This window comes from Jiangella endophytica (assembly GCF_003427025.1).
Lineage (GTDB): Bacteria > Actinomycetota > Actinomycetes > Jiangellales > Jiangellaceae > Jiangella > Jiangella endophytica.
Genome location: NZ_QVAI01000008.1, coordinates 176,205 through 190,983 on the forward strand (window position 1 = coordinate 176,205; position 14,779 = coordinate 190,983).

General features: G+C 73.4%; 16 protein-coding genes. 3 read left to right on the top strand and 13 right to left on the bottom strand.

Annotated elements, in window-relative coordinates:
• Window positions 1-74 precede the first annotated feature (74 nt).
• From DZA62_RS17855 to DZA62_RS17895, 9 genes are all read right to left on the bottom strand, one after another.
• On the bottom strand, window positions 75-2,744 hold the full coding sequence (locus DZA62_RS17855) for a LuxR C-terminal-related transcriptional regulator (protein WP_116950262.1): 2,670 nt from the start codon (window positions 2,742-2,744) through the stop codon (window positions 75-77).
• A 49-nt stretch (window positions 2,745-2,793) separates the two neighbouring features.
• On the bottom strand, window positions 2,794-3,291 hold the full coding sequence (locus DZA62_RS17860) for an FBP domain-containing protein (protein ID WP_116950263.1): 498 nt from the start codon (window positions 3,289-3,291) through the stop codon (window positions 2,794-2,796).
• A gap of 133 nt (window positions 3,292-3,424) precedes the next feature.
• The gene (locus tag DZA62_RS17865) at window positions 3,425-4,564 is read right to left on the bottom strand and encodes an FAD-dependent oxidoreductase (RefSeq protein ID WP_116950264.1); all 1,140 of its coding nucleotides are present in this window, start codon (window positions 4,562-4,564) and stop codon (window positions 3,425-3,427) included.
• Window positions 4,540-4,755 (bottom strand): helix-turn-helix domain-containing protein, encoded by a 216-nt coding sequence (locus DZA62_RS17870; RefSeq protein WP_116950265.1) that lies wholly within the window; start codon window positions 4,753-4,755, stop codon window positions 4,540-4,542. Before DZA62_RS17870 ends, DZA62_RS17865 begins: the two co-directional genes overlap by 25 nt.
• A complete protein-coding gene (locus tag DZA62_RS17875) occupies window positions 4,755-5,234 on the bottom strand; it encodes a DUF2975 domain-containing protein (protein WP_116950266.1) in 480 nt (159 codons plus the stop codon). The genes DZA62_RS17870 and DZA62_RS17875 overlap by 1 nt, the downstream gene beginning before the upstream one ends.
• Before the next feature lie 31 nt (window positions 5,235-5,265).
• A complete protein-coding gene (locus DZA62_RS17880; protein WP_116950267.1) occupies window positions 5,266-6,903 on the bottom strand; it encodes an MFS transporter in 1,638 nt (545 codons plus the stop codon).
• 93 nt (window positions 6,904-6,996) lie between these two features.
• Complete coding sequence (locus tag DZA62_RS17885; protein WP_116950347.1) at window positions 6,997-7,383, bottom strand: VOC family protein; 387 nt, start codon at window positions 7,381-7,383, stop codon at window positions 6,997-6,999.
• Between the two features lie 62 nt (window positions 7,384-7,445).
• Window positions 7,446-8,021, bottom strand: coding sequence for an NADPH-dependent F420 reductase (locus DZA62_RS17890; RefSeq protein WP_116950268.1), 576 nt, complete (start codon window positions 8,019-8,021; stop codon window positions 7,446-7,448).
• A gap of 334 nt (window positions 8,022-8,355) precedes the next feature.
• A complete protein-coding gene (locus DZA62_RS17895; RefSeq protein WP_116950269.1) occupies window positions 8,356-9,138 on the bottom strand; it encodes an SDR family NAD(P)-dependent oxidoreductase in 783 nt (260 codons plus the stop codon).
• An 89-nt stretch (window positions 9,139-9,227) separates the two neighbouring features.
• Between DZA62_RS17895 and DZA62_RS17900 the strand changes: the two genes are divergently transcribed.
• Genes DZA62_RS17900 through DZA62_RS17910 form a run of 3 tightly spaced genes read left to right on the top strand, consistent with a single transcriptional unit; the run spans window position 9,228 to window position 11,522 of the window.
• Entirely contained in the window at window positions 9,228-9,929 is a 702-nt protein-coding gene (locus DZA62_RS17900; protein WP_116950270.1) for a B3/B4 domain-containing protein, read from the top strand.
• A 29-nt stretch (window positions 9,930-9,958) separates the two neighbouring features.
• On the top strand, window positions 9,959-10,915 hold the full coding sequence (locus tag DZA62_RS17905; RefSeq protein ID WP_116950271.1) for a phosphotransferase enzyme family protein: 957 nt from the start codon (window positions 9,959-9,961) through the stop codon (window positions 10,913-10,915).
• Between the two features lie 58 nt (window positions 10,916-10,973).
• Window positions 10,974-11,522 carry an LURP-one-related/scramblase family protein gene (locus DZA62_RS17910; RefSeq protein WP_198663901.1) on the top strand — a complete coding sequence of 183 codons (549 nt, stop codon included), beginning with the start codon at window positions 10,974-10,976 and terminating at the stop codon, window positions 11,520-11,522.
• Between the two features lie 58 nt (window positions 11,523-11,580).
• Here the strand turns inward: DZA62_RS17910 and DZA62_RS17915 are convergent, their stop codons facing one another.
• From DZA62_RS17915 to DZA62_RS17930, 4 genes are all read right to left on the bottom strand, one after another.
• Window positions 11,581-11,874, bottom strand: a complete 294-nt coding sequence (locus DZA62_RS17915) for a Dabb family protein (protein ID WP_116950273.1) — start codon at window positions 11,872-11,874, stop codon at window positions 11,581-11,583.
• A 55-nt stretch (window positions 11,875-11,929) separates the two neighbouring features.
• Window positions 11,930-12,406: a hypothetical protein gene (locus DZA62_RS17920; RefSeq protein WP_198663902.1), complete on the bottom strand. Its 477-nt coding sequence runs from the start codon at window positions 12,404-12,406 to the stop codon at window positions 11,930-11,932.
• A gap of 93 nt (window positions 12,407-12,499) precedes the next feature.
• Window positions 12,500-14,137: a restriction endonuclease gene (locus tag DZA62_RS36415; RefSeq protein ID WP_198663903.1), complete on the bottom strand. Its 1,638-nt coding sequence runs from the start codon at window positions 14,135-14,137 to the stop codon at window positions 12,500-12,502.
• Between the two features lie 204 nt (window positions 14,138-14,341).
• Window positions 14,342-14,734, bottom strand: a complete 393-nt coding sequence (locus DZA62_RS17930) for a RidA family protein (protein WP_116950274.1) — start codon at window positions 14,732-14,734, stop codon at window positions 14,342-14,344.
• Between the last annotated feature and the right edge of the window lie 45 nt (window positions 14,735-14,779).

A 14,779-nucleotide genomic window follows, 5' to 3' on the forward strand; every position in this document is an offset into this window, starting at 1 on the left:
ATGACCGTAGGAAGCGACGTGGTGAGGCCACATCACCATGTGTGGTGATCGGGTGGGTGATTCGGGGTGCCGGGCTACAGGAGGCCGAGTTCGGTGCCGCGGCGCACGGCGGCGGCGCGGGTGCTCACGTCTAGCTTGGTGAAGATGTGCTTGGTGTGGGTCCGCAGTGTGTTGACGGACACGAAGAGCTGGCGCGCGATCTGGGGACCGGTCAGCTCCGTCGCGAGCAGCCGCAGCACCTGGAGTTCGCGGTGACTGAGCCCGTCGCCGGCCGGGTCACCGGTGACCGGCCGCTCGGCGGTGGCCCGGCGCAGGACCCGTACGTGGCCGGCCGCCACGCCGCGGCGCTCGGCCACGTCGAGCAGCGTCTCCATCCGCGCGCCCTCGTCGAGGAACAGCCGGGCGTAGCCGGCCGGCACCGCGGTCTCCAGCGCGTCGGCGAACGGGTTCATCGCGGCGTCGAGGTCACCAGCGGCCGCGTTGGCGAGGGCGCGGAGCATCAGGATCTCGGCCACGCTGCCCTGACGCCGGGCTCCGCGAGCTCCGTCGAGCAGCCGGGCCAGCAGCGGCAGGGCCTCGTCGAGCCGCTCCTCGGCCAGCAGGAGGCGGGCGAGCGTCAGGTGGTCGCACTCGGCGAGATACGACGGGTCGCCCGGCGCGGCCGCGTGCTCGCCGGCCCAGTCCCGGGCGAGGGCCAGGCGGCCACGGGCGATGTCGACCCTGGCCCGCAGCGCGGGGATCGGCCGCACGTCGGGGAAGAACCCGGGGAGGTAGCGCTCCTGTGCCTGCGCCAGGAGGCCGGCCGCGGCGTCGAGGTCGCCCTCTGCCCGGCGGAGTCCGGCCATGGCGAGGTACCAGCGGTGACGGTTCTCCGGCAGCGAGCCGGCATCGCCGATCTCCCGTGCGGTCCGCAGCTGCTCCGCGGCGGCGTCGAGGTCGCCGCGTTCACGCAGCGCGTCGGCGAGGCCGACGTGGAGGTCGCCGGTCACGGGAAGCGCGATGTCCGGGCGCTCACCCGCCGCGGTCAACGCGCGCTCGTAGAGGTGCCCGGCCTCGGCGGGCCGGCCACGGGCCCAGGACATCCCGGCCAGGACGACGGTGCTGCCGAGCTCGTCGGCCAGGTTCCCGGCGACATGCAGGCTGCGCACCGCCTGGGTGAAGGTCTCGACCGCGGCGTCGAGCTCTCCGCCGGCCCAGAGGGCCAGGCCGAGGAACCCGGCCCCGGCCCCGCGGGCGAGGTGGTCGTCCGGGCCGGCCAGGTCCAGCACCCGCCGCGCCTGCCGCGCCGTGCTCGCGGTGTCGCCGCGCGCCTGGGCCACCGCGGCACGGTACATCGCGATCGTCATCGGCAGCCGCCGGCGCTCGTCGTCGGGCGTGCGCTCACGAGGCGGCATCGCCGCCAGCAGGTCCTCCGCGTCGCGCAGCCAGGCGTCGGCGTCGTCCACGTCGCCGTCTCCGAGCCGGCTCCACGCGACGACGACGCCGAGGGCCGGGCGCTGTCGTAGGACGTCGTCGGGGAGGGCCCGCACCCAGCGCCGGATCGTGCGGTCCCGCCGCTGCCGGCTCGCCTCGGGCAGGGCCCGTTCGATGAGGTCTGCCGCGTACAGATCGTCGTGGGCGGCGATGGCGTGGGCGATCGCGTGGTCCGGGCGGCCGTGCTCGGCGGACCACCGGGCCGCCGCGCGATGCAGGGCCGGCTCCCGTCCGGGCTGCTCGGCGACCAGCCGAGCCCGCAGCGCGTCGGCGAACAAGTGGTGATAGCGGTACCACTGCCGGTGGTCGTCGAGGGGGACGAGGAACAGGTTGCCGCGCTCCAGCGCCTCGAGCAGGTCGTGGCCGTCCTGCCGTCCTGTGAGCGCGTCGCACAGCGGCCCGGTCAGCTCGTCGAGGACCGCGGTGTCGAGCAGGAAGTCGCGCACCTGCGGCGACTGAGCGTTCAAGACCTCGTCGACCAGGTAGTCGAGGACGAAGCGGTGGCTCCCGGCGAAGGCCGCGACGAAGTCCGCGACGTCGTCCCGATCGCGCAGCGACAGGCCGGCGAGCTGCAGGCCGGCGGCCCATCCCTCGGTGCGGCGCTCCAGGGCGTCGACGTGACCGGCGTCGAGGTCGAGGCCCATCACCTCGTTCAGGAGGGCCGCCGCCTCCGGTGGCCTGAACCGCAGGTCGGCGGCACGGACCTCGAACAGCTCGGCGCGAGTGCGCAACCGCGTCACCGGAAGCGGCGGGTCGGCGCGCGTGGTGATGGCGACGCCGACGTGCGCTGGGAGGTGATCGAGCAGAAACGTCAACGCGTCGTGGACGTCCTGGGACTCGATGGCCTGGTAGTCGTCGAGCGCGAGCACCAGCGGCGCGTCGAGGCCGTCGAGGTCGTTGGTCAGGCCCATCAGAAGGGCGGAGGTCCATGCGCCGCCGTCGTCGTGGAGGAGTGCGGCCGTGTCGGCGCCGACCTGCGGCGTGGTCGCCCGGATCGCGCCGAGCAGATCGGCCAGGAAGCGCCGCGGGTCGTTGTCATCGGCATCGAGGGAGATCCAGGCGACATGACGGGGCTGGGACGTCGGGTCCGCCCGCCACCGGGTGAGCCACTGGCTCAGGAGCGTGGTCTTGCCGAAGCCGGCCGGCGCGGAGACGAGGACCAGGCGAGGCAGCGGGTCGGCGCCCAGCGGCAGCCGGTCGACGAGCCGCGGGCGGGCGACGAGCCGGCGCCGCGGAGTCGGCATGCGCAGCTTGGTGCCCAGGAGCGCCACCTGGTCAGCGTAGGGCGCTCCACGCCGCGAACGCACGAGACGCGGGCGGCTACTTGAGCACGGCGCCGAGGAAGGTGGTGAGGTTGCGGCGGGCGCGGGCGACCTTCTCGTCGACCGTGATGGTCTCGTCGATCTCGATGCCGACGATGGACTTCTTGCGGCCGCGGACGTAGAGCGAGCAGGCGAGGTCGGAGCAGAGGTACTGACCGACGGTGTTGCCCTGGCGGCCGGCCTCGCCCGTGCGGCGGGCGGTCATGAGGGAGACGCCGCCGCTGGTGTGGGTGGTCAGGCAGAGCGAGCACATGCTGCGCGTGGTGAACCCGCGTGCCGCCTTCGAGGCCGCCCGGAGCGTGACGCCGACGAGGCCGTCGTCGCGTTCGGTGACGAGGTAGCCGCGGTCGGGCGCGCCGGGATCGCGCCAGCCGAGGAAGTCGAGGTCGTCCCAGGGCTGCTCGCCGAGGTCGCGCGGGACGGCCAGCCGCTGTGCCTCGCCCTTGGAGCAGTTGACGAAGGAGCGGCGGATGTCGTCCTCGGTGATCGGCCTCATGCTCACGACGCTAACCGCGGGCGACCGGCCCGGGCAAAGCAATTACCAGCGCGCCGCCGAAGCCGTTCCGAAGCGGGTGGCGGCGATCCTGGCAGGCCGCCCACGGGCGACCACGTCTTCGTCGACGACGTCGTCAGCGGCTGACCGGGAACGACCGGTCGCCGAACAGGATGCGGCGGGCGGCGGCCCGGCCCGGCGGCGTGCGCAGCACCGCGAACCCCGCCGCGGCCGCCGCGGGAGTCCGGACCCGGGCCAGCCCCTGCCGCAGCGCCAGCCGGCCCCGGAAGCGGGCTCGCAGCGCGGCGCCGTCGTAGTGCGCGAGCGGGTCGGGACGGCCCGCCCGCAGGGCGTCGTCCAGGACGGCGGCGGCGTGCTCGGACAACCGCAGGCACGGGTCGAGCCCGCCTGCCGTCAGCGGCGAGACCGCGCCCGCCGCGTCGCCGACGAGCAGGCCGTCGACGCAGCTGATGCGGCCCAGCACGCCGCCGACGGGGATCGGACCGCCGCGCCGTTCGACCTCGGCGCCGGCCGGACGCTGCACGCCGTCGAGCCCCGGCGCGGCCGCGCTGAACCGCGCCAGCGCCCGCCGCATGCCGTCCGGGAAACGGTCGGCGTACCCGGCCACGCCGACGTGGGCGTGCCGGCCGTCGTCGACCACCCAGGCGAGGTAGCCGGGCGCGAGTGCCGGGTCGAGCACGCAGTGGAACGTCGGCGGCCGGGCCGAGGCCTCGACCGCGAAGACCTCCTCGGCGCCGGTGAGCAGGTGCCGGTTGCGGTCCAGCGCGAGATCGCGGGCCACTCGCGAGCGCGCGCCGTCGGCCCCGACGACGAACCGCGCCCGCACCCGGATCGGCCCTTCCGGCCCGGCCAGCAGGAACCCCGAACGCCCCCGGCCTTCGTAGCGGGTGCCGAGCAGGACGCGCACGCCCGCCGCGGCCGCCGTCCGCGCGGCGTCGAGGTACAGCGCCCCCATGTCGCCGACGCGGTACTCGTCGCGCTCGCTGACCAGCGTCACCGGGCGGCGCCGGCTGGGCGGGTAGAGCACGACGCGGCGGATCGGCGGCCCCAGCGACCCGGGCGGCAGGGCGAAGTCGTCGAGTGTGCGGCGGACGAAGATCCCGGTCGTGCGGATGGCGCCGTCGAGCCGGGACCGCCGTTCGGCCAGCAGCACCTGGTGCCCCGCGCGAGCGAGCAGCGTCGCGGTGTGCAGCCCCGCCAGCCCGGCGCCCACCACGAGCACGTCGACGTTCACTCGTCGCCGTCCGGAACCCATTCGAGCAGGTCGCCGGGCTGGCAGTCGAGGACCCGGCACATCGCCTCGAGGGTGCTGAACCGGACCGCCTTCGCCCGGCCGTTCTTCAGCACGGCCACGTTGGCCGGCGTCAGCCCGACCTTCTCCGCGAACTCGCCGACACTGAGCTTCCGCTTCGCCAGCTCGACGTCGATGCGCACGACGATGGGCATCAGATCACCGCGTCCATGTCGGTGCGCAGCGTCGTGGCCTGGCGCAGCAGCACGCGCATGACGACCATCAGCAGCACCAGCGCTCCCCCGGCCAGCACCACGCCGAACAGCAGCACCGGTAGTCCCGGGCCGTCGACCACCGCGGTCACGGAGACGAACGCGGCCAACAGCAGCAGCCAGGCGGCGGACATCGTCGACACGATCGCGTCCACCCAGGCGAACGCGGCCTCGCTGAAGATGCGGCCGGCCTTGACCATGCCGAGCAAACGCCACGTGCAGACGATGACCACCTGGACGCACACCAGCTCGACGATGGAGAACACCAGCGCCGGCCACTGCAGGTAGGCGAGATCGGGCTCCTCGTCGGCGAGGTCCGCGAGCGTCACCGGCAGGATCGCCACCTGCGCGACCACCAGCCCGGCGAACAGCAGCACGAGCAGGATCCGGAGCGGGCCGACGGCCCGATGAGTGGACGGCATGCGCCGACTGTCGCTGGTTATCGATCGAAAGTCAATAGGTTTCGCTCGATATGCGCTCCGCCCCGGGTTGCTGTCGCGGGATGCTCCGCGCCGCGAACAGCGCGCCGAGCGCGATCAGGGCCAGCAGTGCGAGGGCGGAGCGCAGGCCGTCGATGCGGGCGGCGGCGTTGTCGTCGACGATGGCGTCGGCGGTGTCCGCGGGGACACCCGCGTCGTCGAGCGCCTGGGTCAGCTGGTCGTCGGAGACGAACGGCACGCCGCCGGAGAGCTCGGCCTCGGCCCGGGTGCTCAGCTCGGCGGGCACGGCGGGATCGTCGCGGACGTTGTCGAGGAACGACGTCGTCAGCGCCGCGATCAGCACGGCGCCCGCGAGCGCCGTCCCGATGGACGAGCCCAGGAACATGACGCTGTTCTGGATGCCGCCCACCTCGTCGCTTCGCTCGTCCGGTACCGACGACACCGTCACGCTGCCGAGCTGCGACGCGAGCGCACCGATGCCCAGTCCGATCAGCAGCATCGGCCAGGTCACGACCTCGGCGCCGACGCCGAGCTCGAGCGCCGCGGTCAGCCACACGAGACCCGCGCACATCGACAGGAAGCCGGCCCGCACCACCAGCCGCGGCGACACGTCGGGCAGCAGCTTCGGGATCCCGAGCGCCGTCGCGAGGAGGGCCAGCGAGAGCGGGAGGATGCGCACCCCGGTCTCGATGGCCGACAACCCGAGCGCGACCGACAGGAACAGCGGCACGGTGAAGAACGTCCCCGCCAGCACGACGTACTGGAAGAGGAACGCGATCAGCCCGCCGCGCAGGACGGCGTTGCGCAGCAGCGCCGGATCGAACAGGATCGACCGGCCGGTGTCGCGCCGCCACCGCTCCCACGCCGCGAACCCCAGCAGCACCAGGCCACCGGCGAGCACCAGCCAGATCACCGGCGACAGGCCGAGCCATTCCGGTGCGTCCGGCTTCGCGTTGACGAAGCCCCAGGTGCCGGACCGGATGATGCCGAACACGATGAGGCCGAGCCCCAGCGCCGACAGCGCGGTGCCCACGAGGTCCAGCCGCGTGGAGCGGTCCCCCGGGACGTCGGCCATGCGCCGCGTCAGCACCAGGATCACGCCGACGATCAGCACCTCTCCCGCGAACACCCACCGCCACGAGGCGTAGGTCGTCAGCGTCCCGCCGATCAACGGCCCCAGCGCGACGGCGATCGCCCCGGCGGCCGCCACCAGGCCGTAGGCCCGCGGACGCGCGCCGCGGTCGAAGTTCGACGCGATCAGCGCGACGATCGCCGGCATGATCAGCGCGGCGCCGACGCCCTCGAGCACCGACCAGCCGATCAGCAGCACCGTCAGGTTGGGCGACAGCGACGTCGTCAGGGATCCGGTCCCGTAGATGACGCAGCCGATGGCGAACGCCCGCTTGCGGCCCAGGATCTCCCCGATCTTCCCGCCGGTGATCATCAACGACGACATCACCAGCGTGTAGAACGTGATCGCGGACTGGATGCCGGTCACGGTCGTGCCCAGGTCGTCGGCGACGGTGGCGATGGACACGTTCATGACCGAACTGTCCAGCGCCATCAGGAACTGCCCCGACGCCAGCGTCAGCAGGATCAGGCCGGACGCGGCCGCAGCCGTCCGGTCTGGTGTGGCATCACCCGACTCCATGATCAGACACCCCCGTCCAGGACACCCAGCAGCGTGCACTGGACGGGGGCGCCCGTCATCACCCGTCGCGTGGGATGTCGGGCGGGCGCGACCTCAGCTCGCCGGACCGGTGCCGACGTTGAGGATGTTGCCGTCGGGATCCTTGAACCAGGCGCCCCGGAACGGCCCGAACTCGGCGATCCCGTGCTCGTCCGTCTTGAGCCCCGGCAGGTCGTACTGCTCGAACGTCACTCCCCTGCCGGCCAGTTCGGCCACCGTCGCGTCGACGTCGTCCACCATCCACGTCGCCACCGTCTGCGGTGGGCCGCCGGCGAACTCGCTCGCGTAGAGCAGGAACCGGCTGGCCCCCGACCGGTACAGGATGCCGGCGGTGGCGTCCTCCATCTCGGGACCGAAGCCCAGGGTCTGCTCGTAGAACGCCCGCGCACGCGCCAGGTCGCCCGTCGCGATGGTGGCGTAGACCGGATAGTCATTCAGCATGACCATCACCCCCATCTCGAACGTACGCGCCTCGTGAACCGATGGCCAGGGGGTACGCCGCGTCAGGACACGAGAGCGAAACCGCCGGTCCAGGTGATCTTCTCGGTGGCGGCCAGGCTGATCTGCAGGAAACCCAGCGCCTCCAGCTCGCGGGCCCGCTTCAGCGATCCGACGTCCACGGCCCGCAGGCCGCCGGCGCTCACCACGGCGGCGAGCGCCGACTTCGCGTCGCCGTCGTCACCGGCGATGAGCACGGTCGTGGTGACCGGGCCGACACTGCCGCCGGCGACGGCACCGGCGAACGTCGTGTTGAACGCCTTCAGCACGCGTGCGCCCGGCAGCCGGGCGGCGATTCGCGCCGCGGCCGACGAGTCCGGCGGCACCACCAGCCCGTCGAACGTCTCGACATCCACCGGGTTCGTGATGTCCACGACGATGCGTCCGTCCAGCTCGGCGCCCCGCCTGGTGAGGACGTCGTCGACGGAGGTATGCGGCACCGCCAGGACGACGATGTCGCCGGCCAGCGGCGTGCCGAGGGTCGTGGTGTCGAGCAGTTCGAACGTGTTGCCGCCCCTGCCCGCCAGGCCCGCGATCGCCTGGCCCATGTTTCCGGTGCCGATGATCGAGATGTGTGCCATGAGATCCACCTCCCAGGTGTTCCCTGCTTCGAGTACACACCCGCGGCCCACCCGAGTCAGCCGCGACCGTGGGTTCCGGCCCCTCACCCGCGAAACCGGGTGATACTCGCGAGACCGGCGAACCCGGCCCAGCCAAGACCCCCAACCGCCGGTTTCGCGAGTATCAACCTGCGTCCCGGGCATCAGCCGCGACGACGCGACCGGGGCGCCCTCGCACGAGCTTGTCTCGGCAGCGGCGACCCCCTTGGTGACGGGTGGCGTTGCCCCGTGAGCTTCGCCGGGCTGCCGTCTCTGGTTCCCTGGCGGGTCGTCGCCGACGAGCCGCCACTCGCCGTCAGCCGGCCGGGGCGTTCCCGAACGGCGGCTGCCCGGCCAGCAGGCCGCCGTCGACGGCGAGGGTGGCTCCGGTGACGAACGCGGACTGGTCGCCGCACAGCCAGAGCGCGGCGGCGGCCACCTCGTCCGGGGTGCCGAGCCGGTGGACGGGGACGGCCGCGGCGACCCGCTCGCGCGCCGCCTCGCCGGCGCGATCCAGCTGCTCGGTGTGCGTCGGCCCGGGCGCCAGCGCGTTGACGCGAACGCCGTCGGCGGCGTGGTCGAGCGCCGCGGTCTTGGTCAGCCCGATCAGCCCGTGCTTGGCGGCGACGTACGGGGCCAGCCCGGCCACCGCCTCCAGGCCGGTCGTCGACGCGACGTTGACGATCGCGCCGCCGCCGGCCGGCACCATCGCCGCGATCTCCGCGCGCAGCGACAGGAACGCGCCGCGCAGGCTGACCGCGATCGTCCGGTCCCACTCCTCGACGGCGAGCCGGGCCAGCGGGGTGGGCCGGCCACCGTGCGCCGCGGCGGCGTTGACGGCGGCGTCGAGCCGGGCGAACCGTCCGACCGCGGCGGCGACCATCTGCTCGGCCGCCGGCTCCTGAGCCAGGTCGGCGGCGACGACCAGTGCCGTCCCGCCGCCCGCCTCGATGTCGGCCCGCACCGCATCCAGAGCGTCGGCGTCGCGCGCCACCAGCACGACCGCCGCACCGGCCGCCGCGAACGCCCGCGCCGTCGCCGCCCCGATGCCGCGGCTCGCGCCCGTGACGAGCGCGACCTTCCCCTCGAAAGCATTCATTACAGTGACTGTAATCCAGCGTCTGGCCCATCGCACGGACGTCCGGCTGGCCCTGTCGCGGCTCGGGCGGCAGCGCGAGGATCGCCAGTATGCGGTTCCGCCACGCGCCCGGTATCTGGGCCGACCACCCCACCCTGGCCGCCGGGGCACTCGTCGTCGACGGGATCGACGACGAGGCCGCGCCCGATGACGCCGTCGGCCGGTACGTCGGCCGGGCCCGGGCGCTGCTCGAGGCCGGGCCGGCCAGCGCCCTGCCGCAGCTGCGGGCCTGGCGGCGCACGTTCGCCGCGATGGGCGTGAAGCCGACGCAGTACCGGTGCGCCGCCGAGTCGCTGCTGCGCCGGCTCGCCAAGGATGCCACGCTGCCGCGGATCCACCCGCTGGTCGACCTGTGCAACGCGGCGTCGGCAGCGGCCGCGATCCCGGTCGCCGCGCTGGACCGCGACCGCGTCAAGGGCGACCTCGAGGTCCGCCGCGCACGCGGCGACGAGACGTACGCGTCGTTCACCGGCGACGTGGAGCGGCCGGCGCCCGGCGAGGTGATCTTCGCCGACGAGGCCGGCGAGGCGCACGCGCGCCGCTGGACGTACAAGCAGAGCGGCACGTCGATCGTCCGGCCGGAGACCCGCGACGTGCTGATCGTCTCCGAGGCCCTGCACGCGGGCGCCGCCGCCGACGTCGAGGCGCTGCTGACGGCGCTCGCGGCCGATGTCACCCGGACCTGGCCGGGTGTGACGCCGCGGCTGACGATGCTGACGAGCGCTCAGCCGGCCGTGGAACTCACTGGCTGACGTCACCGCGGCTGTGATGGAGTGGCGCCGTGGACGCCGCAGCCATCGCCGACCGCTTCGACCTCGGCGCCCGCGCGACGCTGTCCGGCGGCCCGGTCGCTCGCGGCAAGCAGGGCGCGGTCTGGCGGCTCACCACCGCCGACGGACGGTGGGCGGTCAAGGTCCCGTTCCGCCACGAGGACGAGGAGGCGCTCGCCCCGGCCGCCGCGTTCCAGGAGGCCGCCGCGGCGTCGGGTGTCCCGGCCCCGCGGATCCGCCGTACCACCGACGGCGCCCTGTTCGCCGTCGTCGGCGGGATCCGGCTGCGGGTCTACGAGTGGGTCGACCTGGGCGAGCCCGATCCGATGCTCGATCCGGAGCTGGTCGGCGCCGCCGTCGCCGCGACGCACCGGGTGCCGGGCGCCGAGCACGCCGCGGCGTTCTCCGACCCCGACCGCTGGTACCTCGACCCGGTCGGCGCGACACGGTGGGACGCGCTGATCGCCGAGCTGGACGGAGCGGGCGCGCCGTTCACCGCCGACCTCGCCGCGCTGCGCGACGAACTGGTCGCGCTGGAGTCGTGGCTCGCTCCCCCGGCCGCGGCGCGGACCTGCCACCGCGACCTCGCCGCCGGCAACCTGGTCCCGGCGGTGGCCGGCGGCGTGTGCGTCATCGACTGGGAGAACAGCGGCCCGGCCGACCCGGCCCAGGAGTTGGGGGTCGTGTTGTTCGAGTACGCGCGCACCGATCCCGGCCGGGCCCGCGCGCTGGTCTCCGCGTACGAGGACGCCGGCGGCATCGCCCGGGTCACCGGCCACGGCGACTTCACCATGCTGATCGCGCAGCTCGGCCACATCACCGAGCTGGCGGCCGCCGACTGGCTCCGGCCGAACGACCGCTCGCCCGACCGGTCGCATGCGGAGGCGTGGATCCGCGAGGTGCTCGACGACCCGCACACCCGCGCACGGCTCGACACGCTGCTGGCCGGAATCACTCACCGCGGGTGAGGCCGGCGCCCCGCATCCGCTGCATGCTCGGAGGCCGGGACGAGAGGACGTGGTCGGCATGGGCCTGGGACGGCGGCGCGAACGCCGGGAAGAACGCCGCGAGGAGCGGCGCGGGGATGGCGGCGTCCACTACCGCATGCGGCAGCGGCTGGTCTCCATCGGGGACGACTTCTGGATCGAGACCGACGAGGGGCAGCGCGCGTACAAGGTGGACGGGAAGGCGCTGCGGCTGCGCAAGACGCTGATCCTCGAGGACGCGACGGGCCACGAGGTGGCGAAGATCCAGGAACGGGTCATGCGCGTGAAGGACTCGATGGAGGTCGAGGACGCCGACGGCAACCGGATCGCGATGGTCAAGAAGGCCCTGATCAGCCCTCTCCGCGACCGCTGGAGCGTCGAGATCGCCGATGGACCCGACCTCGACGTCCAGGGGAACGTCCTCGACCACGAGTACACGATCACCGACGGCCGGACCCCGGTCGCGACCATCTCGAAGAAGTGGTTCCGGGTGGCCGACACCTATGGCGTGGAGGTCGCGCCCGGCCAGGACCCGGTGCCGGTGCTCGCCGCCACCGTCGCCCTCGACCTCATGACCCACGACCACTGACCGACGCATCACCGCTGGTCCGGCCGCGCCCTGGCGGCGGTGTGCGTATCGGCCGCCGTCAGGCCAGCGGCTCGTAGTCGAGCTCGAGGAAGTCCTCCACCTCACCGGCCCACCGCTCGGCGACGAACGCCACGTGCACCGGGTGCTCGTTGTAGCCGTCGTAGGCCGTCTGGTCGGCGAACTCCATGGAGAAGCCGAAGGTGAACTCGTTCTTCGGGCTGGTCTGCCGCAGCTGCTCGAACCGCTGGACGCCGGGGATGTCCGCGAGCGCGAGCGCGGCGTGCAGGAAGTCGCGCTCCTGCTCCGAGCCGGCGGGGTGACGTAGGCGGAAGGCGACGGTGTGCCTGATCATGACCGGAGCGTATCGGTGCGCCGTTGCTGGCGAAACGTCCGGATGATGCCCGACGTCAACCGCAGTGGATGCGCGTGCGGGTGGCCGTCGTCCAGTCGACCACGCCCTTGATGTTGAGGCAGCGGTTCGACATGTTGACGCCGGCCGGCGTGTAGACCGGGCCGGCGTAGTAGCTGTACATGCCGCCGTCGCAGCCGACGCTCTTGGGGCACGAGGGCGGCGACGAGCCGTGCGGCCAGATGCTCGCCTCGGTGTACAGCTTGGTGCCGTAGGTGGCGGTGGCGTGGTTGACGACCATGCAGTTGCGCTTCGCCGTGCTGGACCAGTAGACGTCCATGTAGCCGAGCACCGGCGACGAGCCGATCGGGTAGTGCCCGATGTGGCGGTACGACGACCCGCACGGACCGGCAGCGGCGGCCATGCGCTCGTCGCCGCCGATGGTCGGATCTGATTCACCGCCGGCAGCCGCGGGGACGGCGAGACCGAGCAGTAGGAACAGGACGAAGGCAAGTGCTGAGACGGCACGTTTCATCCGGCGGATCCTCCTTGCCCTGCGACAACCGGATTGTCACGAATGACACTGTCGGACCGGCGGCCCGAGCGCAAGATCATTTCCACATCGATCTCACAACGGCGGCGAATTCGCCGCGTCCGGCGCCGGGCCGGACTGCCGCGGGATCGGCCGGTCCAGCGGGCCGATGACGACCCGCAGCCCGAGGTGCTCGGCGAGCAGGTGCTCGAGCTGCCCGCCGTCGATCAGCTGGATGCGCCCGTGCCGGGCCGCGAACTCGTGCGTCGCCCGGCCGAACCACGACGTCGTGACCAGGACGCCGCGCCCGGCCCGCTTGTCCTCCATCGCGCCGGCCAGGGCCCGGACGGCGTCCGGCGGGACGACCTTGCGGTAGCGCTTGGCCTGGACGACGCAGACGCCGCCCATGATCGGGTCGGTGTTGACGGCGACCGCGTCGACGCCGTCGTCGCCGGAGGCCCGCGTGGCCCAGGCGCGCATGCCCATCGCCTCGAACAGCTGGCGCACGAGGTGCTCGAACTCGACCGGCCGCAGCCGCAGCACCACGGGCCGGCCGTCCAGCACCGCGGCGGCGTCCTGCGGCTCGACCAGGCGGTACCGGGACAGGTCGGGGTCGAAGATCGGCGGGACGGCCTCCAGGTCCCACGGGTGCGGCGAGACGACGGCGTTGAGGTGGCGCAGGCACTCGCGCGGGTCGAGCCGGGTCAGCACCAGGTCGCCGAACTGCTCACGGGTGGCGGTCACGCTGACCAGGCACGGGCGCTCGGACCGGCCGGTCGCGCGATTGCGGGCCGACACGTGCGCGTTGACCGCGACCTCGTCGACCAGCCCGGGCGGCTGCGCCACGAACGCCGCCTGCAGCGTGCGCAGGACCAGCTGCGCGACCAGGCCGGAGTAGAGCCGGCGGATGTCCTTGGCACTGCGCAGCCGCGGCGCGACCTGGTCCAGTGAACGCACGTACTGGTACTCGCGGACCACGGGCACGATCTCGACCGTCGGCAGGTCGCGCACGACCAGCAACCGGCGCTCGTCCGGCCGGTACGCGACGTCGACGGCGACCGGCAGGCCGTCAGGCAGTGCAGCGGCCTCGATGAGCAGCTGGTAGTAGTCGCCGACGGCCCGGGCGTCGCCGGCCTCGACGCCCAGCTCGACCTGGTCGACCTGGGCGTTGTGGCGGTCGATCTGCTCGCGCCGGGAGGCCTCGGCGACGGCGTGCCGGCGCTCGGCCTCGGCGAGCGCGGCCCGCCGCAGCGCCTCGTGCTCGCGGTGTGCCCGGACGGCCCGGTCGTACCGCGCCCGGGCCTGCGCGACCGCCCGGCGGCGCCCGCCGGTCAGCAGCCGGGCGGCCCGGCCCATCGGCGGCGGCGCGTAGTCGTCCCAGGCCGGCGCCTCGGCGGCGGTGACCAGCGCGCGGTCGGGCACGAACGGCCACGGCCGGTAGCCGTGCCGGAGCTGGCCGAGGTGGACGGGGCCGCCAGCGGCGAGGCCGTCGACCAGGATCGACTCCAGCTCGGCGACCCGCGCCGCGATCGCGCTGGTCATGTCGGCGGCGTCGGCCTGGTGCCGGCGGACGTGCTCGGTCCGCTCGGCCGCGCGTTCGGCCCGTTCGGCTCGCTCGGCCGCGCGCGCGTCGTCGCCGTCGTGGCCGGCCGGCTGCCCGACGGCGGAACCGGGGAGCCGCCGGGTGATGCGGTGGGATGGTTCGTCGGTGGGATGGTTGCTCCGTCGCGTCATGATCCGCCCCAGACTCGACGCCCAACGGTAAGGACCATTATATGGCGGGAGAATGCCGCGAAAGATCGAGAAAGCCGCCACACGGGCGTTGTCGATGAAAACTCGGTGAACGCCCGGCGTCGCACGGAATACCGGCGATCAACGCCGCAACCTGCGGCGACTTGGCTGCTTTCTCGCGGATACAGGCGCTTGTGACGCCCGGGATCACACCGTCGGGTCGATTCCGTCCGGCAGCACGGCCACGCAGTCGATCTCGATCTGGATGAACGAGAAGTGGTTCCCGACGGTCGTGCGCGCCGGGTACGGCGGCTGGAAGGTCTGCGCGTACAACTCGTTGAACCGCGGCCGCGACTCCTCGTCCCGCAGGAACGCCCGCACCTGCACGACGTCGCGCAACGTGGCGCCCGCCGCGGCGAGGATCTGCTCGACGTTGCGGATCGTCCGGTGGAACTCGCCGTCGAACGTGTCGGCCACGATGCCGACGTCCGGCTCCGTCGACACCTGCCCGGACACGAACAGCAGCCGCCCGACCCGGACGGCCGACGACAGCGGCACGGGCGGCGGGTTCTGGGGGTCGGGCTCGATGTGCTCGATCACGCGTGTGCTCCTCGATGGGTGGGCGAACCTCGCTCACCCTCCGGT